14 protein-coding genes are annotated in these 14,147 nt (G+C 67.4%); 3 read left to right on the forward strand and 11 right to left on the reverse strand.

All coding sequences use genetic code 11. The annotated features are described in order from the left end of the window. Positions 1–63 precede the first annotated feature (63 nt). Genes qcrC through qcrB form a run of 3 tightly spaced genes read left to right on the forward strand, consistent with a single transcriptional unit; the run spans position 64 to position 3,646 of the window. Positions 64–891 (forward strand): cytochrome bc1 complex diheme cytochrome c subunit, encoded by an 828-nt coding sequence (qcrC, locus tag ESP70_RS03155; protein ID WP_149687900.1) that lies wholly within the window; start codon positions 64–66, stop codon positions 889–891. Then, positions 888–1,937, forward strand: a complete 1,050-nt coding sequence (gene qcrA, locus ESP70_RS03160; RefSeq protein ID WP_149687901.1) for a cytochrome bc1 complex Rieske iron-sulfur subunit — start codon at positions 888–890, stop codon at positions 1,935–1,937. Before qcrC ends, qcrA begins: the two co-directional genes overlap by 4 nt. Then, entirely contained in the window at positions 1,934–3,646 is a 1,713-nt protein-coding gene (qcrB, locus tag ESP70_RS03165; protein WP_149687902.1) for a cytochrome bc1 complex cytochrome b subunit, read from the forward strand. Before qcrA ends, qcrB begins: the two co-directional genes overlap by 4 nt. Before the next feature lie 69 nt (positions 3,647–3,715). Here the strand turns inward: qcrB and ESP70_RS03170 are convergent, their stop codons facing one another. From ESP70_RS03170 to ESP70_RS03220, 11 genes are all read right to left on the reverse strand, one after another. After that, on the reverse strand, positions 3,716–4,891 hold the full coding sequence (locus tag ESP70_RS03170) for a L,D-transpeptidase (RefSeq protein WP_246161762.1): 1,176 nt from the start codon (positions 4,889–4,891) through the stop codon (positions 3,716–3,718). 62 nt (positions 4,892–4,953) lie between these two features. Beyond that, positions 4,954–5,349, reverse strand: coding sequence for a cytochrome c oxidase subunit 4 (locus ESP70_RS03175; protein ID WP_149687903.1), 396 nt, complete (start codon positions 5,347–5,349; stop codon positions 4,954–4,956). A 3-nt stretch (positions 5,350–5,352) separates the two neighbouring features. After that, complete coding sequence (gene ctaD / locus ESP70_RS03180) at positions 5,353–7,104, reverse strand: aa3-type cytochrome oxidase subunit I (protein ID WP_149687904.1); 1,752 nt, start codon at positions 7,102–7,104, stop codon at positions 5,353–5,355. Next, a complete protein-coding gene (gene ctaC, locus ESP70_RS03185; protein WP_149688549.1) occupies positions 7,104–7,922 on the reverse strand; it encodes an aa3-type cytochrome oxidase subunit II in 819 nt (272 codons plus the stop codon). The genes ctaD and ctaC overlap by 1 nt, the downstream gene beginning before the upstream one ends. Positions 7,923–8,047: 125 nt before the next feature. Beyond that, positions 8,048–9,022: a carbohydrate kinase family protein gene (locus ESP70_RS03190; protein WP_149687905.1), complete on the reverse strand. Its 975-nt coding sequence runs from the start codon at positions 9,020–9,022 to the stop codon at positions 8,048–8,050. 58 nt (positions 9,023–9,080) lie between these two features. After that, on the reverse strand, positions 9,081–9,449 hold the full coding sequence (locus ESP70_RS03195; protein WP_056215755.1) for a HesB/IscA family protein: 369 nt from the start codon (positions 9,447–9,449) through the stop codon (positions 9,081–9,083). A 78-nt stretch (positions 9,450–9,527) separates the two neighbouring features. Further along, positions 9,528–10,643 (reverse strand): glycerate kinase family protein, encoded by a 1,116-nt coding sequence (locus tag ESP70_RS03200; RefSeq protein WP_149687906.1) that lies wholly within the window; start codon positions 10,641–10,643, stop codon positions 9,528–9,530. A gap of 7 nt (positions 10,644–10,650) precedes the next feature. Then, complete coding sequence (locus ESP70_RS03205; RefSeq protein WP_149687907.1) at positions 10,651–11,922, reverse strand: aspartate aminotransferase type Ic; 1,272 nt, start codon at positions 11,920–11,922, stop codon at positions 10,651–10,653. 27 nt (positions 11,923–11,949) lie between these two features. Next, positions 11,950–12,519: a PspA-associated protein PspAB gene (gene pspAB / locus ESP70_RS03210; protein ID WP_149687908.1), complete on the reverse strand. Its 570-nt coding sequence runs from the start codon at positions 12,517–12,519 to the stop codon at positions 11,950–11,952. Between the two features lie 7 nt (positions 12,520–12,526). Beyond that, positions 12,527–13,429, reverse strand: coding sequence for a zinc metalloprotease HtpX (gene htpX, locus ESP70_RS03215; protein WP_149687909.1), 903 nt, complete (start codon positions 13,427–13,429; stop codon positions 12,527–12,529). Continuing rightward, positions 13,404–14,129 (reverse strand): PspA/IM30 family protein, encoded by a 726-nt coding sequence (locus ESP70_RS03220; RefSeq protein ID WP_149687910.1) that lies wholly within the window; start codon positions 14,127–14,129, stop codon positions 13,404–13,406. Before ESP70_RS03220 ends, htpX begins: the two co-directional genes overlap by 26 nt. Between the last annotated feature and the right edge of the window lie 18 nt (positions 14,130–14,147).

The raw sequence follows: 14,147 nt of genomic DNA on the forward strand, positions 1-14,147 counted from the left end.
CACTGCATGTCGGGTCACCGCCCGAAGGTATTCTCAGCAGCACTTCAAGGAATGAGGTTCTCGGTGCGGAAACTGTCCACCAGACGCCGGCATCCACTTGCCGGCATCGTCGTTCTGCTCTTGGCGCTCGGCGTTGTCGGAGGGGTCTACTCAGCTGTCAGGTTCCAGCCCGCGAGTGCCGCCGAGACCGCATCCCAGAATGATGTCGATGCCGGTCGCAAGCTGTTCCTCGTCGGCTGCGCCAGCTGCCACGGCAAGAACGCCAGCGGCATCGAGACCAAGCGCGGCGGCAACTACGGCCCGTCCCTGATCGGCGTCGGCGCGGCCGCCGTCGACTTCCAGGTCGGCACCGGTCGCATGCCCATGGCCCAGTCGGCGCCGCAGGCTCCGGCCAAGGATCCCGAGTACACCGCCGAGGAGACCAAGCAGCTCGCTGCCTACATCGCCACGCTGGGCGCCGGACCGGCCATCCCGGACGACGAGTACACCGACATCTCCGGCAAGACGATCGAGCAGATCCGTGAGGGTGGCGAGTTCTTCCGCACCAACTGCACGGCCTGCCACAACTCGGTCGGCGCCGGTGGCGCCCTGCCGGGTGGCAAGTACGCCCCCAGGCTCGACGGCGTCAGCGCCAAGCACATCGCCGAGGCCATGATGACCGGCCCACAGCAGATGCCGGTGTTCTCCGACGACGTCATCACGCCTGAGGACAAGAGCAACATCATCGCCTACATCAAGCAGGTGCAGAACCAGCCCAACTACGGCGGCATGGCCGGTGGCGGTCTTGGCCCGGTGTCCGAAGGCCTGTTCACCTGGCTCATCGGCATCGGCGGCCTGTTGATCGCAGCCATCTGGATCGGCGCGCACGGAGCGAGAGTGAAGAAGAAATGAGCGACGAGCTGGATCAGCTGACCGACGCCGAGCCGATCAAGGACCCAGGACTGCCGGCGCACCAGCACCGGCCGACCGATGTCGACCCGGCGCAGGAGCTGCGTGCCGAGCGACAGATCACCGGCATGTTCACGGTGGCATCGCTGCTGCTGATCGGGTTCTGCGTCGCCTACATCATGATCGACAAGGACCAGACGTTCCTGGGCTGGTCGGCCATGAACTTCACGCTCGGCGCGACCCTCGGCGGCGCACTGCTGCTGATGGGCGTCGGGATCATCCAGTGGGCCAAGAAGCTCATGGGCGACGACGAGATGGTTGAGCTGCGCCACCCCGCCGCCTCGACCGCCGAGGAGCGCGCCGCGACCCTCGAGGACCTCAACGCCGGCATCAACGAGTCGGGCTTCGGCCGCCGCCCGCTGATCCGTCGCTCGCTGTTCCTCTCGATGAGCTTCCTGGCGCTGCCCACGGTCATCATGCTGCGCGACATGGGCCCGCTGCCCTACGGCCACAAGAACACCGTGTGGAAGAAGGGCATGCGCGTCGTCAACGACGTCGCCGGCACCCCGATCAAGCCGTCGGACCTCCAGGTCGGCCAGCTCGTCAACGCCGAGCCCGCGATCATGTACGAGAAGGACAAGGACGGCGAAGCCGTCCTCCACGGCACTGAGCTGCTGCAGGAGAAGTCCAAGGCCGCCGTGATCGTCGTACGCATGAAGCCCGAGGCCATCACGCCCAGCAAGGGCCGTGAGAACTGGGGCATCGACGGCATCCTCTGCTACTCCAAGATCTGCACCCACGTCGGTTGCCCGATCAGCCTGTGGGAGCAGCAGACGCACCACCTGCTGTGCCCGTGCCACCAGTCGACGTTCGACCTGGCCGACAATGGCAAGGTCGTCTTCGGGCCGGCACACCGCCCGCTCCCCCAGCTGCCGCTCGCACTCGACTCCGAGGGCTACCTCATCGCGGTGAGCGACTTCCCCGAGGTCGTCGGCCCCAGCTACCCAGAACTGGCCCGTGACCAGAAGAGGTTGGATGATAAGTCATGAGCACCGTCGACGAACGCACCAACATCGAGGACACCGAGTTCGGCAAGAAGGCAGCCGGTCCGGTCGGGTGGCTGGATGACCGTCTCGGTCTCGCCGGCGCCAGCAAGCGGTCGCACCTTCTTCGCAAGGTCTTCCCCGAGCACTGGTCCTTCATGCTCGGCGAGATCGCTCTGTGGAGCTTCGTCGTCCTGCTCCTGACCGGTACGTTCCTGACGTTCTGGTTCCAGCCGAGCATGGCCGAGACGACCTACAACGGCTCCTACACGCCGCTCAACGGCCTCGAGATGTCCCATGCGTACGCCTCGACGCTCGACATCTCCTTCGATGTCCGTGGCGGCCTGCTCATCCGGCAGATCCATCACTGGGCCGCCGCGCTGTTCGTCGCCGCCATGATCGTGCACATGCTGCGCGTCATGTTCACGGGCGCCTACCGCAAGCCGCGCGAGATCAACTGGCTCATCGGCATCAGCCTCATGGTGCTCGGACTGGTCGAGGGCTTCGCGGGCTACTCGCTCCCCGACGACCTGCTGTCCGGCACGGGCCTCCGCTTCGTCGACGGCCTGCTGAGGTCGATCCCGATCGTCGGGTCCTATCTCGAGTACTTCATCTTCGGCGGGGAGTTCCCCGGCGACGTGATCATCCCGCGCCTCTACATGGTGCACATCCTGCTGATCCCCGCGCTGCTGCTCGCGCTCATCGGGGCTCACATGATCCTGCTCGTCTACCACAAGCACACGCAGTGGGGCGGGCCCGGACGCACCGAGAAGAACGTCGTCGGCTACCCGATGCTCCCGGTCTACGCGGCCAAGGCCGGCGGATTCTTCTTCGTCGTCTTCGGCTTCACCGCGCTGATGGGCGCCGTGCTGCAGATCAACCCGATCTGGGCCTACGGCCCCTACAACCCCTCAGAGGTCACCGCAGGCTCCCAGCCTGACTGGTACATGGGCTTCGTCGAGGGTGCGGTCCGCATCATGCCCAACTGGGAGAGCACGTTCTTCAACTACACGTGGAGCTGGAACGTCTTCTTCCCGGCCGCGGTCCTGCCGGGTCTCTTCCTCGGCGTCGGTGCTGCCTGGCCGTTCATCGAGCAGTGGATCACGGGTGACAAGCGCGAGCACCACCTGCTCGAGCGCCCACGCAACGCGCCGTTCCGCACGGCGTTCATCGTCGCGGCGATGACGGCGTACGGCGTGCTGTGGATCGGTGGTGGCAACGACATCATCGCGACCAAGTTCCACCTGAGCCTCAACGCGATCACGTGGTTCTGCCGGATCGGACTGTTCGTCCTGCCGGTCGTCACCTTCATGATCACCAAGCGCATCTGCATCGGGCTGCAGCGGGCCGACGCCAACCGCATCCTGCACGGCTACGAGACCGGTGTCATCGAGCGGTCGCCTGACGGCGGCTTCACCGAGCGCCACGCTCCCCTGCCGGTCGGTTCGCAGTACTCGCTGACCAACCACGACCGGTTGCCGGTGCTCGAGGCTCCTCCGGAGACCGATCACAACGGCGTCGCCGCGCCGCACAGCCGGATGGCCAAGCTGCGCGCCAAGGCTCGGGAGATCTACTACGACGGCTCGGTCGACAAGCCCACCGTCGAGGACGTCCACCACGCCGAGGAGCACCTGCGCGATCACGACGGTCACCCGGTCGAGCTCGGCGACGAGTTCCAGGGCGTGTCCGAGTCGGGCGTCCCCCGGGTGCACTGACCCGCCGCACACGAACGAAAGCCCTCGTCAGCATCGCTGGCGGGGGCTTCGTCGTTGCTGACCTGAAGGTCAGGCCTTGTGGAGTGCGGAGCCCCTGAGCCACGCCGACCACGAGACGTTCCAGTCGGTCCACCCGTTGCGGGCCTCCAGCGGCCGCGGACTGTGGATGTAGCGGACGACGTCGCCGCGGCGCGAGTGGTGGTAGAGCCAACTCGCGTTGGCCGTGCTCATGCCGGTGCAGCCGTGACTCACGTTGGCGCGGCCCTGCGAGCCGACCGACCAGGGTGCGGCGTGGAGGAACTCGCCGGAGTTGGTGAGCCGCATCGCCCACCGTACGTCCGAGATGTTGTAGTAGCCCGGGTCCTCGGAGTCGACGCCCGTCGTGGCTGCATCCATGTCGATCGAGGAGAACTTCTCCATGATGACCTTGACGCCCTCGCGGGTGCGGTGCCCGTTGTCGCCTGTCGTCACGGGGATGGTCTTCTCGACCTTGCCGTCGACGGTGTACTTCAGCTGGTGCTTCGCGACGTCGACGACGCTGACGCGCTTACTGCCGGTGCGGAAGTCGATGAGCTGGTCCTGCTGGCCGTAGATGCCGCCGCCGGCGGGCAGCCCGTTGAGCCGCAGGTTGATCTTGATCTTGGCGTGGGCCGGCCAGAAGGTGCGCGGGCGGAAGTGCGCCTCGCGGTCCGAGAACCAGGTCCAGGACCCGTCGACCGCCGGAGTCGACTGGACGCTCATGTTGCGCTCGAACAGCGCGCGATTCCTGACCGGCACGTCGAATGTCACGATGACCGGCATGCCGACACCGACCGTCTCGCCCTGAAGGGGGGCGACGGACGGGTAGGTCTGCTGGGCGAGCGTCAGGGGCTGGGTCGTGAAGTGCCGGATGATGCGCTTGGGCTTGCCGTCCTCGCCAGTCCCCTTGACCTGCAACGTGTAGGCCGTGCCGGGCTCGAGCCGCTCGCTCGCCAGCCAGGAGTCGCCGGCGACCCGGCCCTTGACGGTGGACTTGCCGTCGTCGCTGGCCAGGGCCGCGCTCGTGATCGACCCGTGTGCCGCCTTGACCGCGACGATCGTGTCGACCCGCACGTCGGTCGCCTTCTGGGCGACGTTGGCCGACAGGGTGATGGGATCCTTGGGCTTGTCAGGGGTGACGGCATCCTTGACCCCATCGGCGGTGCAGGCGGACAGACTCACAAGAGCCGCGCACGCGAGCGCGGCCGGCAGACGAAGATCCCTCACCAGGACATTCTAGATGGTGCTTGGTCGTCATTTCGGACGCGCGGCGCCCGACGTGACACGCGTCAGTGCGCGTGGATGCCGCGGTAGTACTCGAAGATCCAGCCGATCGCAGCGACCGACAGGAGCCCCGCGCCGATGATGAACAGCCACCAGCCGATCACGACGCCCAGGACGACGATCGCGAGCGCGGAGGCGCAGAACAGCGGCCACCAGCTGTAGGGCGGGAAGAAGCCCTGCTCGCCGGCACCGTCGGCGATCTCGCCGTCGCTGCGGTCCTCAGGACGGTCGGGGATCTGCTTGGCGATGACGCCGAGGTAGAAGCCCAGCAGCGCGGTCAGCAGGAACGTCATGGTCAGTGCTGACGTGCCGGTGTAGTCGTGCGTCAGGACCCAGTAGACAGGCGCGACGATCGCAAAGAAGATCCCGCACGCGACGATGGTCCAGTACTCGGCCTTCATGGATCAGTGACCGTCCTTGCTGTCGGTGTCGTCTTGCGCCGCCTGCGCCTTGCCCTCGACATCGGGCGCGTCAGCGATCGGGGAGGTCTCCCCCGGGTTGTCCAGCAGCTCCAGCCGCGCGATCTCCGGGTGGTGCAGGTCGAACGCCGGGCTCTCGGAGCGGATGCGCGGCAGCGAGGTGAAGTTGTGGCGCGGCGGCGGTGAGGACGTCGCCCACTCGAGTGAGCGGCCCCAGCCCCACGGGTCGTCGAGCCCGACGAGCGGGCCCTTGCGCGACTTCCACACGTTGTAGAAGAACGGCAGCGTCGATGCGCCCAGCAAGAACGCGCCGATCGACGAGATCTCGTTGAGCGTCGTGAAGCCGTCGGTAGGGCTGTAGTCGGCGTAGCGGCGGGGGAAGCCCTCGACGCCCAGCCAGTGCTGCACCAGGAACGTCATGTGGAACCCGATGAACAACAGCCAGAAGTGGATCTTGCCGAGCTTCTCGTCGAGCATGCGGCCCGTGAGCTTGGGCCACCAGAAGTAGAACCCCGCGAACATCGCGAACACCACCGTGCCGAACACGACGTAGTGGAAGTGGGCGACGACGAAGTAACTGTCGGACAGCTGGAAGTCGAGCGTCGGCGAGGCCAGGATGACACCCGTGAGGCCGCCGAAGAGGAACGTCGTGAGGAAGCCGAGCGAGAAGATCAGCGGGGTGTCGAAGGACAGAGATCCCCCCCACAACGTGCCGATCCAGTTGAAGAACTTGACTCCTGTCGGCACCGCGATCAGGAACGTCATGAACGAGAAGAACGCCAGGTCGACCGAGCCGGTGACGAACATGTGGTGCGCCCAGACCGCGACGGACAGCGCCGCGATCATCAAGGTCGCGCCGACCAGGCCCATGTAGCCGAAGATCGGCTTGCGGGAGAAGACCGGCAGGATCTCGGTGATGATGCCGAAGAACGGCAACGCGATGATGTAGACCTCTGGATGCCCGAAGAACCAGAACAGGTGCTGCCAGAGGATCGGCCCGCCATTGGCGGCATCGAAGACGTGCGCGCCGAGGCGGCGATCGGCCTCGAGCGACAGCAGTGCGGCCGCGAAGATCGGGAACGCGATGATCACGAGCAGGCTCGTCACGAGCGTGTTCCACACGAAGATCGGCATGCGGAACATCGTGAGTCCGGGTGCTCGCATCGTGAAGATCGTGGTGATGAAGTTGACCGCGCCGAGGATCGTGCCGAGGCCCGACATCCACAGGCCCATGACCCAGAGGTCACCTCCGATGCCCGGCGAGTTGACCGCGTCACTCAACGGCGCATACGCGAACCAGCCGAAGCTCGCCGCTCCCCCGGGCACGAAGAAGCCGGAGACGACGATCGTCGAGCCGAACAGGTAGAGCCACTGGCTGAACATGTTGAGGCGCGGAAACGCGACGTCGGGCGCACCGATCTGCAGGGGCATGATCGCGTTGCCGAAGCCGAAGAACAGCGGCGTCGCGAACATCAGGAGCATGATCGTGCCGTGCATCGTGAAGAGCTGGTTGTAGGTCTCTTCGTCGACGATCTGGGTGCCGGGCTGTGCCAGCTCGGCGCGGATCAGCAGCGCGAGGATGCCGCCGATGATGAAGAACGCGAACGACGTGAAGAGGTACATGTTGCCGATCACCTTGTGATCGGTCGTGGTGAGGACCGTGACGACCTTCTGGCCGAGGGTGCGCTCGCGCGTCGCCTCGCGAGGTGTCTCGAATGCCGCCGTGGTGGTGGCCATCAGCCTTCTCCGCTCTCGTTCAGGCCCGCGATGGTGTGCGCTTCCTCAGCGCCCTTGGGCGCACCGGTCTGGCCAGCCTTTTCGAGCTTGACCAGGTGCGCGTCGTAGTCGGCCTTTGACACCACGTGGACCTTGAAGATCATGCGCGAGTGGTAGAGGCCGCACAGCTCGGCGCAGCGTCCGGTGAACACGCCTTCGCGGGTCGGCGTCATGTCGAACGTGTTGATCTTGCCGGGCACGACGTCCATCTTGAAGTAGAACTCGGGAACCCAGAACGAGTGGATGACATCGGGCGAGATGAGGTTGAACCGCACGGACTCGTCGACCGGGAGCCACAGCTCGGTGGGCTCCTCGGGCGTACCGATGTCGTAGACGTCCTCGCCCTGCGTCGCGCCCTCGTCGAGGTAGTTGAAGGCCCACTGCCACTTGCTGCCCACGACCTCGACGGTGTGGTCGGGGTTCTTGACCTTCTCGAGCATCTCGTTCTGCGACGTGACGGTGTGGAAGAAGAAGACCGCCACGATGATGACCGGCGCGAACGTGTAGAGCGCCTCGATCGGGAGGTTGTAGCGGATCTGGACCGGCACCTCGTCGGCACTGCGCCGGCGGTAGCGGATCATCGCGTAGACCATCAGGCCGAAGACCAGCAGGAACACGACCAGGACGGCGATCCAGGCACCGAGCCAGACGTTCCACATGGTGTGCGAGCGGTCGCTGCCGGCGACGGGCAGCGCAAGTCGCTTGAGATCGTTGTCACCGATGTCAGAACAACCGCTCAAGAGCAAACCAGCGACGACGGCGAGAACCGCCAGCTTCATCCGACCCACGGGGCGCCTTTCTGAACCATGACTGTCACGTGATGACACGTGAAGCACCTTACTGGAGCGAGACCGGCCATCTGCGGTGAGGTCAGCCTCTGTTGAACGTACGTCTGAAGGGCTGTTCACGCGAGTGACAGCGCGGCGCCGACCTCGGCCTCGGCCTGCTCGCCATAGGCCGCGCCGAAGCGCTTGAGAAAGCCCTCGCGCTCGAGCTCGTACTCCTGGGTGCCCTTGGTCTCGACGACGCTCGCGGCGATCGTGCAGCCGATCTGGGCCGAGCGCTCGAAGTCGAGTCCGGCTGCGATTCCAGCCAGGAATCCGGCACGGAAGCTGTCGCCGACGCCGGTCGGATCGACGGCGACGACGCCCTCGATGGCCTTGACCTCGATCGGGTCGCCGTCGGCCGGGTAGACCGTGACGCCGGCCTTGCCACGGGTGACGATGCGCGTCTTGACGTGCGCCTGCACGTCGGCGGACGACCAGCCGGTCTTCTGCTCGATGAGCGCGGCCTCGTAGTCGTTGCTGAACAGGTAGGTAGCACCGTCGATGAGGTCGCGGATCATGTCGCCCTCGGCGAACGCGAGCTGCTGCGAGACGTCGGCGGCGAACGGCACGCCACGCTCACGGCACGCGCGGGTGTGCCGCAGCATGCCGTCAGGGTCGTCGGGCCCGACGAGGACGAGGTCGAAGTCCTGGCCGATCGCGAACAGGTCGATGTCGCGCGACTCGGACATGGCGCCGGCGTAGAACGTGGCGAACTGGGCCAGGTCGGTGTCGGTCGTGCACACGAACCGGGCGGTGTGGCGGGTCTCCGACACCAGGACGCCCGAGGTGTCGACCCCCGCGTCGTCGAGCCAGCCGCGATACTCGGCCTCGAAGTCGCGGCCGACGGCCCCGACGAGCAGGGCTCGGTGGCCCAGGCGGGCGAGCGCGTAGGAGATGTTGGCGGCGCACCCCCCACGGCGTACGTCGAGGTCGTCCACGAGGAACGACAGCGAGATCTTGTCGAGCTGGTCCGGCACGAGTGAATCGGCGAACTTACCCGGGAAGGTCATGAGGTGGTCGGTGGCGATCGAACCGGTGATGGCGAGGTGCACCCCCACACAATAGACAACGGCCTCCTGCAATGCAGGAGGCCGTCGTGTGTCTTATGTCTTAGTGGAAAGAATCGCCGCAGGCGCAGGAGCCGGTGGCCATCGGGTTGTCGATCGTGAAGCCCTGCTTCTCGATCGTGTCGACGAAGTCGATCGTCGCGCCGCCGAGGTAGGGCAGGCTCATGCGGTCGACCACGACGTTGACGCCGCCGAACTCGAAGATCTGGTCGCCGTCGAGCGAACGCTCGTCGAAGAACAGCTGGTAGCGCAGTCCGGAACAGCCTCCGGGCTGCACCGCGATGCGCAGCGCGAGGTCGTCACGGCCTTCCTGAGCCAGCAGGCTGCTGACCTTCTCGGCCGCGCCGTCGCTCAGGGTCACTCCGGTGGCGGGTGCGGTCTCGACGGTGGACTGCTCAGTCTCGATCGTCATGTGGTCTCCCATGCGTGGTCTTTGGTCTCGACACGGTGGTCAACCTTCTCCGTGCCGATTCCATTCCATCGTACGCCGTCAGTCCTCGTCGCGAGGCGACCACGTACGTGCGACACGCTCCGCGAGCGCCGCGAGACTCGCATAGGGCTCAGCCATCGCGGCGTCGAGGCCGACGAGATCCGCCATCGCGTAGGCGCTCTCCACGCCCATGGCCCGCATCTCGCGCGAGCCGACGAGGACCTGCCCTGCCAGGACGATGCACGGACGGGCTGCCGCGCCGGCCACGACCGCGACGCCGAACACGGCCTTGCCGGCGCGGGACGAGAAGTCGTAGGTGCCCTCCCCCGTCACGACGAGGTCGTGGGCGCCGGCCTGGGCCGTGAGTCCGACCGCGTCGGCGACGAGCTCGATGCCCGAGACGACGGTCCCGCCGAGCAGCATCAGGGCGAAGCCCAGGCCGCCTGCCGCCCCCGCGCCCTTGGCGTCTGCCGGGCGGCGCTCGGCCGGAGTCGGGCCGCACGTGGCATCGACGAACCGGTCGAGGATGCCGTCGACCGCGATGATCTGGTCGTCGGTCAGCCCCTTCTGCGGCCCGAACGTCTTGGTGGCGCCGAACATGCCGAGCAGGGTCACGTCGACGTCGGCCGCGATGACGAGCTCGACACCGTCGAACCTGGCGCGTGCACCCTCCAGATCGACCCGGGTCACGCCGCGCAGTCCCTCGGGCCCGGCGTCCAGTGCCACGTCGGCAGTCGCACCCAGGGCGGCGAGCAGCCCCGCTCCCCCGTCGTTGGTCGCGCTGCCGCCGAGTCCCACGACGACCCGCCGGGCGCCGGCGTCGAGCGCAGCAGCGATGGCCTGGCCCACGCCGTACGTCGTCGCGTGCAACGGGTCCTGCGGATCGACGAGGTGCAGACCGCAGGCCTGGGCGCTCTCGACGTACGCCGTGCCGTCGGCGTGCAGCACCGCCACCGGGACGTCACCACCGACCGGACCGCGTACGGTCACGATCGCGAGCTCACCGCCGATGCCCTCGTGCAGGACGTCGACGAACCCCGGGCCGCCGTCGGCCATCGCCGCGATGGTCAGCTCGTCGGCGGGCGCGTGGCGATGCCAGCCCTCGACGATCGCCCGCGCCGCCTCCGGTGCCGTCAGCGTGCCGCCGAAGGCGTCCGGCGCCACCAGGACCCTCATGCCGGGGCTACTGGGCGAGGGCTTGCTCGCACGCCGCGATCAGGACGCACGTGGCGAGCACGTCGATCGCTGCCGCGAGCTCCTCGGGCGAGGGGTATGACGGCGCAATGCGGATGTTGCGGTCCCGCGGGTCGTCGCCGTACGGGAACGCTGCCCCGGCCGGCGTCATCGCGACCCCTGCCTCACGGGCGAGCTGGATGACGCGCGACGCGGTGCCGTCGACGACGTCGAGGCTCACGAAGTAGCCGCCCTTGGGCTCGGTCCAGCTCGCGACGCCGTGCTCGCCCAGCCGGGCGTTGAGGATGTCGACGACGGCCTGGAACTTGGGCGCGAGGATCTCGCGGTGTCCGTCCATCAGCGCGTGCACGCCGTCGACGCTCTTGAGGAACCGGGCGTGGCGGAGCTGGTTGACCTTGTCCGGCCCGATCGTGCGCTTGGCAAGGTGCTTGAGGTACCACTCAATGTTGTCCGCGGAGCTGCCGAGGAAGCACACGCCTGAGCCCGCGAACGTCACCTTGGAGGTCGACGCGAAGATCACCGGGCGGTTGGGGTGGCCCGATGCTGAGCACAGGCCGAGGATGTCCGCGGTCTTGGTGTGCTGCTCGGTGAGGTGGTGCACGGCGTAGGCGTTGTCCCAGAAGATCCGGAAGTCCGGGGCGGCGGTCTCGAGGGCCGCGAGCTCGGCGGCGACCGCCTCGCTGACGACCGCACCGGTGGGGTTGCTGTAGGTCGGGACGAGCCACATGCCCTTGACCGCCGGGTCCTTGACCAGCTCGCGTACGGCCGCGACGTCCGGTCCGTCGTCGAGCAGGTCGACCGGCAGCATCTCGATGCCGTACTCCTCGAGCAGCGCGAAGTGCCGGTCGTAGCCGGGCACGGGGCAGATGAACTTGACCGCCTCTTCGACACCCCAGGGCTGCTCGGAGTCGGCGACGCCGTGGAACAGCGCGAACACGAGGTTGTCGTGCATCATCGCGAGGCTGGCGTTGTCACCGGCCACGACCTGCTCGACGGGCACCTGCATGATCGGCGCGAAGATCTCGCGCAGCTCGGTCAGTCCGGTGAGTCCGCCGTAGTTGCGGGTGTCGGTGCCTGCGGCGTCCGCGAAGTCCGCGCCGGGCATCGACAGCAGCTCGTTGGACAGGTCGAGCTGCGCCGGCGACGGCTTGCCGCGGGTCAGGTCGAGCTTGAGCCCGGAGGCCTTGAGCGTCTCGTAGGCCGCGGTCTGCTCGTCGAGAAGAGCCTGGATCTGGTCACTGGAGAGGGTGTCGAACGTCACCCGTCCAACCTATCCGGCCACGGCTTGTCAGCCGAGACCGGGAGCGCCCCAGATCGCGAGCCACTTCGTCAGGTCGGGCTCGACCGGCACGTCCTCGCCGACGATGCCTCGGATCTGCAGCTCGAGGGCGTTGTCGCGCTTCTCGCCGTCGAGCGGGACGAACGGATAGAACGTGCCGCGCTTGTAGAGGTAGACCAGCGCGAGCGGCTTGGCGTCCGCCGTGGCGAAGCCGATCGTCGAGCACAGCAGCGCCGAGCCGAAGCCCGCATCGGCGAGCGAGCTGTTGACGGCGTGCAGGTCGGTCACGAGGCCGGACACGTCCTTGTCAGTACGTGTGACGGTGAGCCAGTGGAAGCCGAACCGGTCCGAGCTGCGGGTCACGGTCGCACCTGCGCTCGTCGTGATGAGCTTCTCGGCGTCGGCCATGACCGTGTCGTCGGCGGCGCCCTCGACGTCACGGAAGCACACCGAGCCCGACCCGGTGGCGGTGAAGCTCTCGGTCTGCAGCGACAGCGCGGCCTGCGGCACCGCGAACAGCACGTCGAGGTCGGCCTGCGGCGGCTTGGTGCGTCCGAGGATCGAGTCGAAGATGCCCATCGACGGCCTAGCCCTGCTCGGACAGCTCGGCGCTGACCTTGGCGAGCTGGTCGAGGCGTTGCTGCAGCGGCGGGTGCGTCGCGAACATGGCGCCGATCGACTCGCGGTTGATCGCGGGGGCGAAGAAGAACGCGCTGATCGCCTGGCCCTCACGCAGGTCGCGGTTGGGGATGCGGGCCATGTCGCCGGAGATCTTGACGAGTGCCGAGGAGAGCTTGGACGGCCGGCCGGTGAGGTAGGCACCGCTGCGGTCGGCGCTGAGCTCGCGGTAGCGCGACAGCGAGCGCGTCAGGATGAAGCTCACGAAGTAGACGACCATGCTGACCAGGAACACCACGAGGAACACGGCGCCGCTGTTCTTGTTGTTGCGGCTGCCGAAGATGTTGCCGGCGTACATGCCCCAGCGGGTGATGAAGCCGGCGAGCAGGCCGAGCGACGAGGCGACGGTCATGACCGTGACGTCCCGGTTGGCGACGTGCGACAGCTCGTGCGCAAGAACGCCCTCCAGCTCATCGGCGTCGAGCCGCTGCATGATGCCGGTCGTCACGCAGACCGACGAGTGCTTGGGCGAGCGCCCGGTCGCGAACGCGTTGGGCATGTCGGTCACCGCGACGGCGACGCGAGGTTTGGGCATGTCGGCGAGTGCACAGAGGCGGTCGATCATCGCGTGCAGCTCGGGGGCCTGCTCGGGCTCGACGACCTTGGCGCCCATCGACTTGAGGGCCAGCGAGTCCGAGAAGTACCACTGCCCCCAGGCGATGCCGAGGACGATGACGATGCCGAAGCCGCCGAGGTTGGTTGTCGTCAGCAGGACCGCCCCGAACGCGACATAGAGCGCGCCGAGACCGAGACTGACGCCGCCCATCCGCAGCGTCAGTCCGCTGTCACCTCTGAATCGGGTCCGGGCCATCGTCGTCCTTCCTGGGGGTGGAGATCTGCTCGAGCTGCCGGTCGACCTCGGCGCTGTCGAGCGCGGTGTCGAACTGCCGGCGCTGCGCCTCGTCCGCGCTCTCTCCCGGTTTGCTGATGATGCCGTCGGCGACGAGCTCGTCGACCGCGTCGGCCTTGGCCTCGAGCTCGCGTGTGCGCCGTTCGGCCGACTCGACCGCCCGGCCGACATCGCTCACCGAGGAGTTGATGCCGCGGGTCGCGCCGTTGATCTCGGCGCGGGCTGCTGCCGCGGTGTGCCGGGCCGCCAGCGTGTCCTTGCGGACTCGGAACTCCTCGACGTCCTGCGCGACCTTGAGCTCCGTCGCCTCGAGCTTGGCCTCCTCGGCCTGGAGGTCGGCGTGCCGCGTCTTGAGGTCTGCTGCCGCCTTCTCGAGCGTCACCTTGCGGGTCAGGATCGCGCGGGCCTCGTCGTCGTTGCCGTGCGCCACGGCCTGCCGCGCCTCGTCGTCGAGCTGGGCGGCCTGCTGGTCGAGCGCGGCGAGCTGGATCTCGACGCGTTTGCGGCTCGTCGCGACGTCCGCGACCCCGCGGCGTACCTGCTGGAGCATGGCCGTCTGGGCGCGGTAGGTCTCGTCGAGCTTGTCCTTGAGGTCCTCGACATCATCGCCGCCGAAACGCCGCGAACGGAAGATCCGGGCGATGCGCTTGCCGATGCTCATGCCTGCAAGCCTACGGGT

Source organism: Aeromicrobium ginsengisoli, from assembly GCF_004134905.2.
Classification (GTDB): domain Bacteria; phylum Actinomycetota; class Actinomycetes; order Propionibacteriales; family Nocardioidaceae; genus Aeromicrobium; species Aeromicrobium ginsengisoli.

Coding starts and splice junctions, on each gene's coding strand:
- qcrA (WP_149687901.1), top strand. CDS start 888: ATGAGCGACGAGCTGGATCAGCTGACCGACGCCGAGCCGATCAAGGAC.
- qcrB (WP_149687902.1), top strand. CDS start 1,934: ATGAGCACCGTCGACGAACGCACCAACATCGAGGACACCGAGTTCGGC.
- ESP70_RS03175 (WP_149687903.1), bottom strand. CDS start 5,349: ATGAAGGCCGAGTACTGGACCATCGTCGCGTGCGGGATCTTCTTTGCG.
- ctaD (WP_149687904.1), bottom strand. CDS start 7,104: ATGGCCACCACCACGGCGGCATTCGAGACACCTCGCGAGGCGACGCGC.
- ctaC (WP_149688549.1), bottom strand. CDS start 7,922: ATGAAGCTGGCGGTTCTCGCCGTCGTCGCTGGTTTGCTCTTGAGCGGT.
- ESP70_RS03195 (WP_056215755.1), bottom strand. CDS start 9,449: ATGACGATCGAGACTGAGCAGTCCACCGTCGAGACCGCACCCGCCACC.
- ESP70_RS03200 (WP_149687906.1), bottom strand. CDS start 10,643: ATGAGGGTCCTGGTGGCGCCGGACGCCTTCGGCGGCACGCTGACGGCA.
- pspAB (WP_149687908.1), bottom strand. CDS start 12,519: ATGGGCATCTTCGACTCGATCCTCGGACGCACCAAGCCGCCGCAGGCC.
- htpX (WP_149687909.1), bottom strand. CDS start 13,429: ATGGCCCGGACCCGATTCAGAGGTGACAGCGGACTGACGCTGCGGATG.
- ESP70_RS03220 (WP_149687910.1), bottom strand. CDS start 14,129: ATGAGCATCGGCAAGCGCATCGCCCGGATCTTCCGTTCGCGGCGTTTC.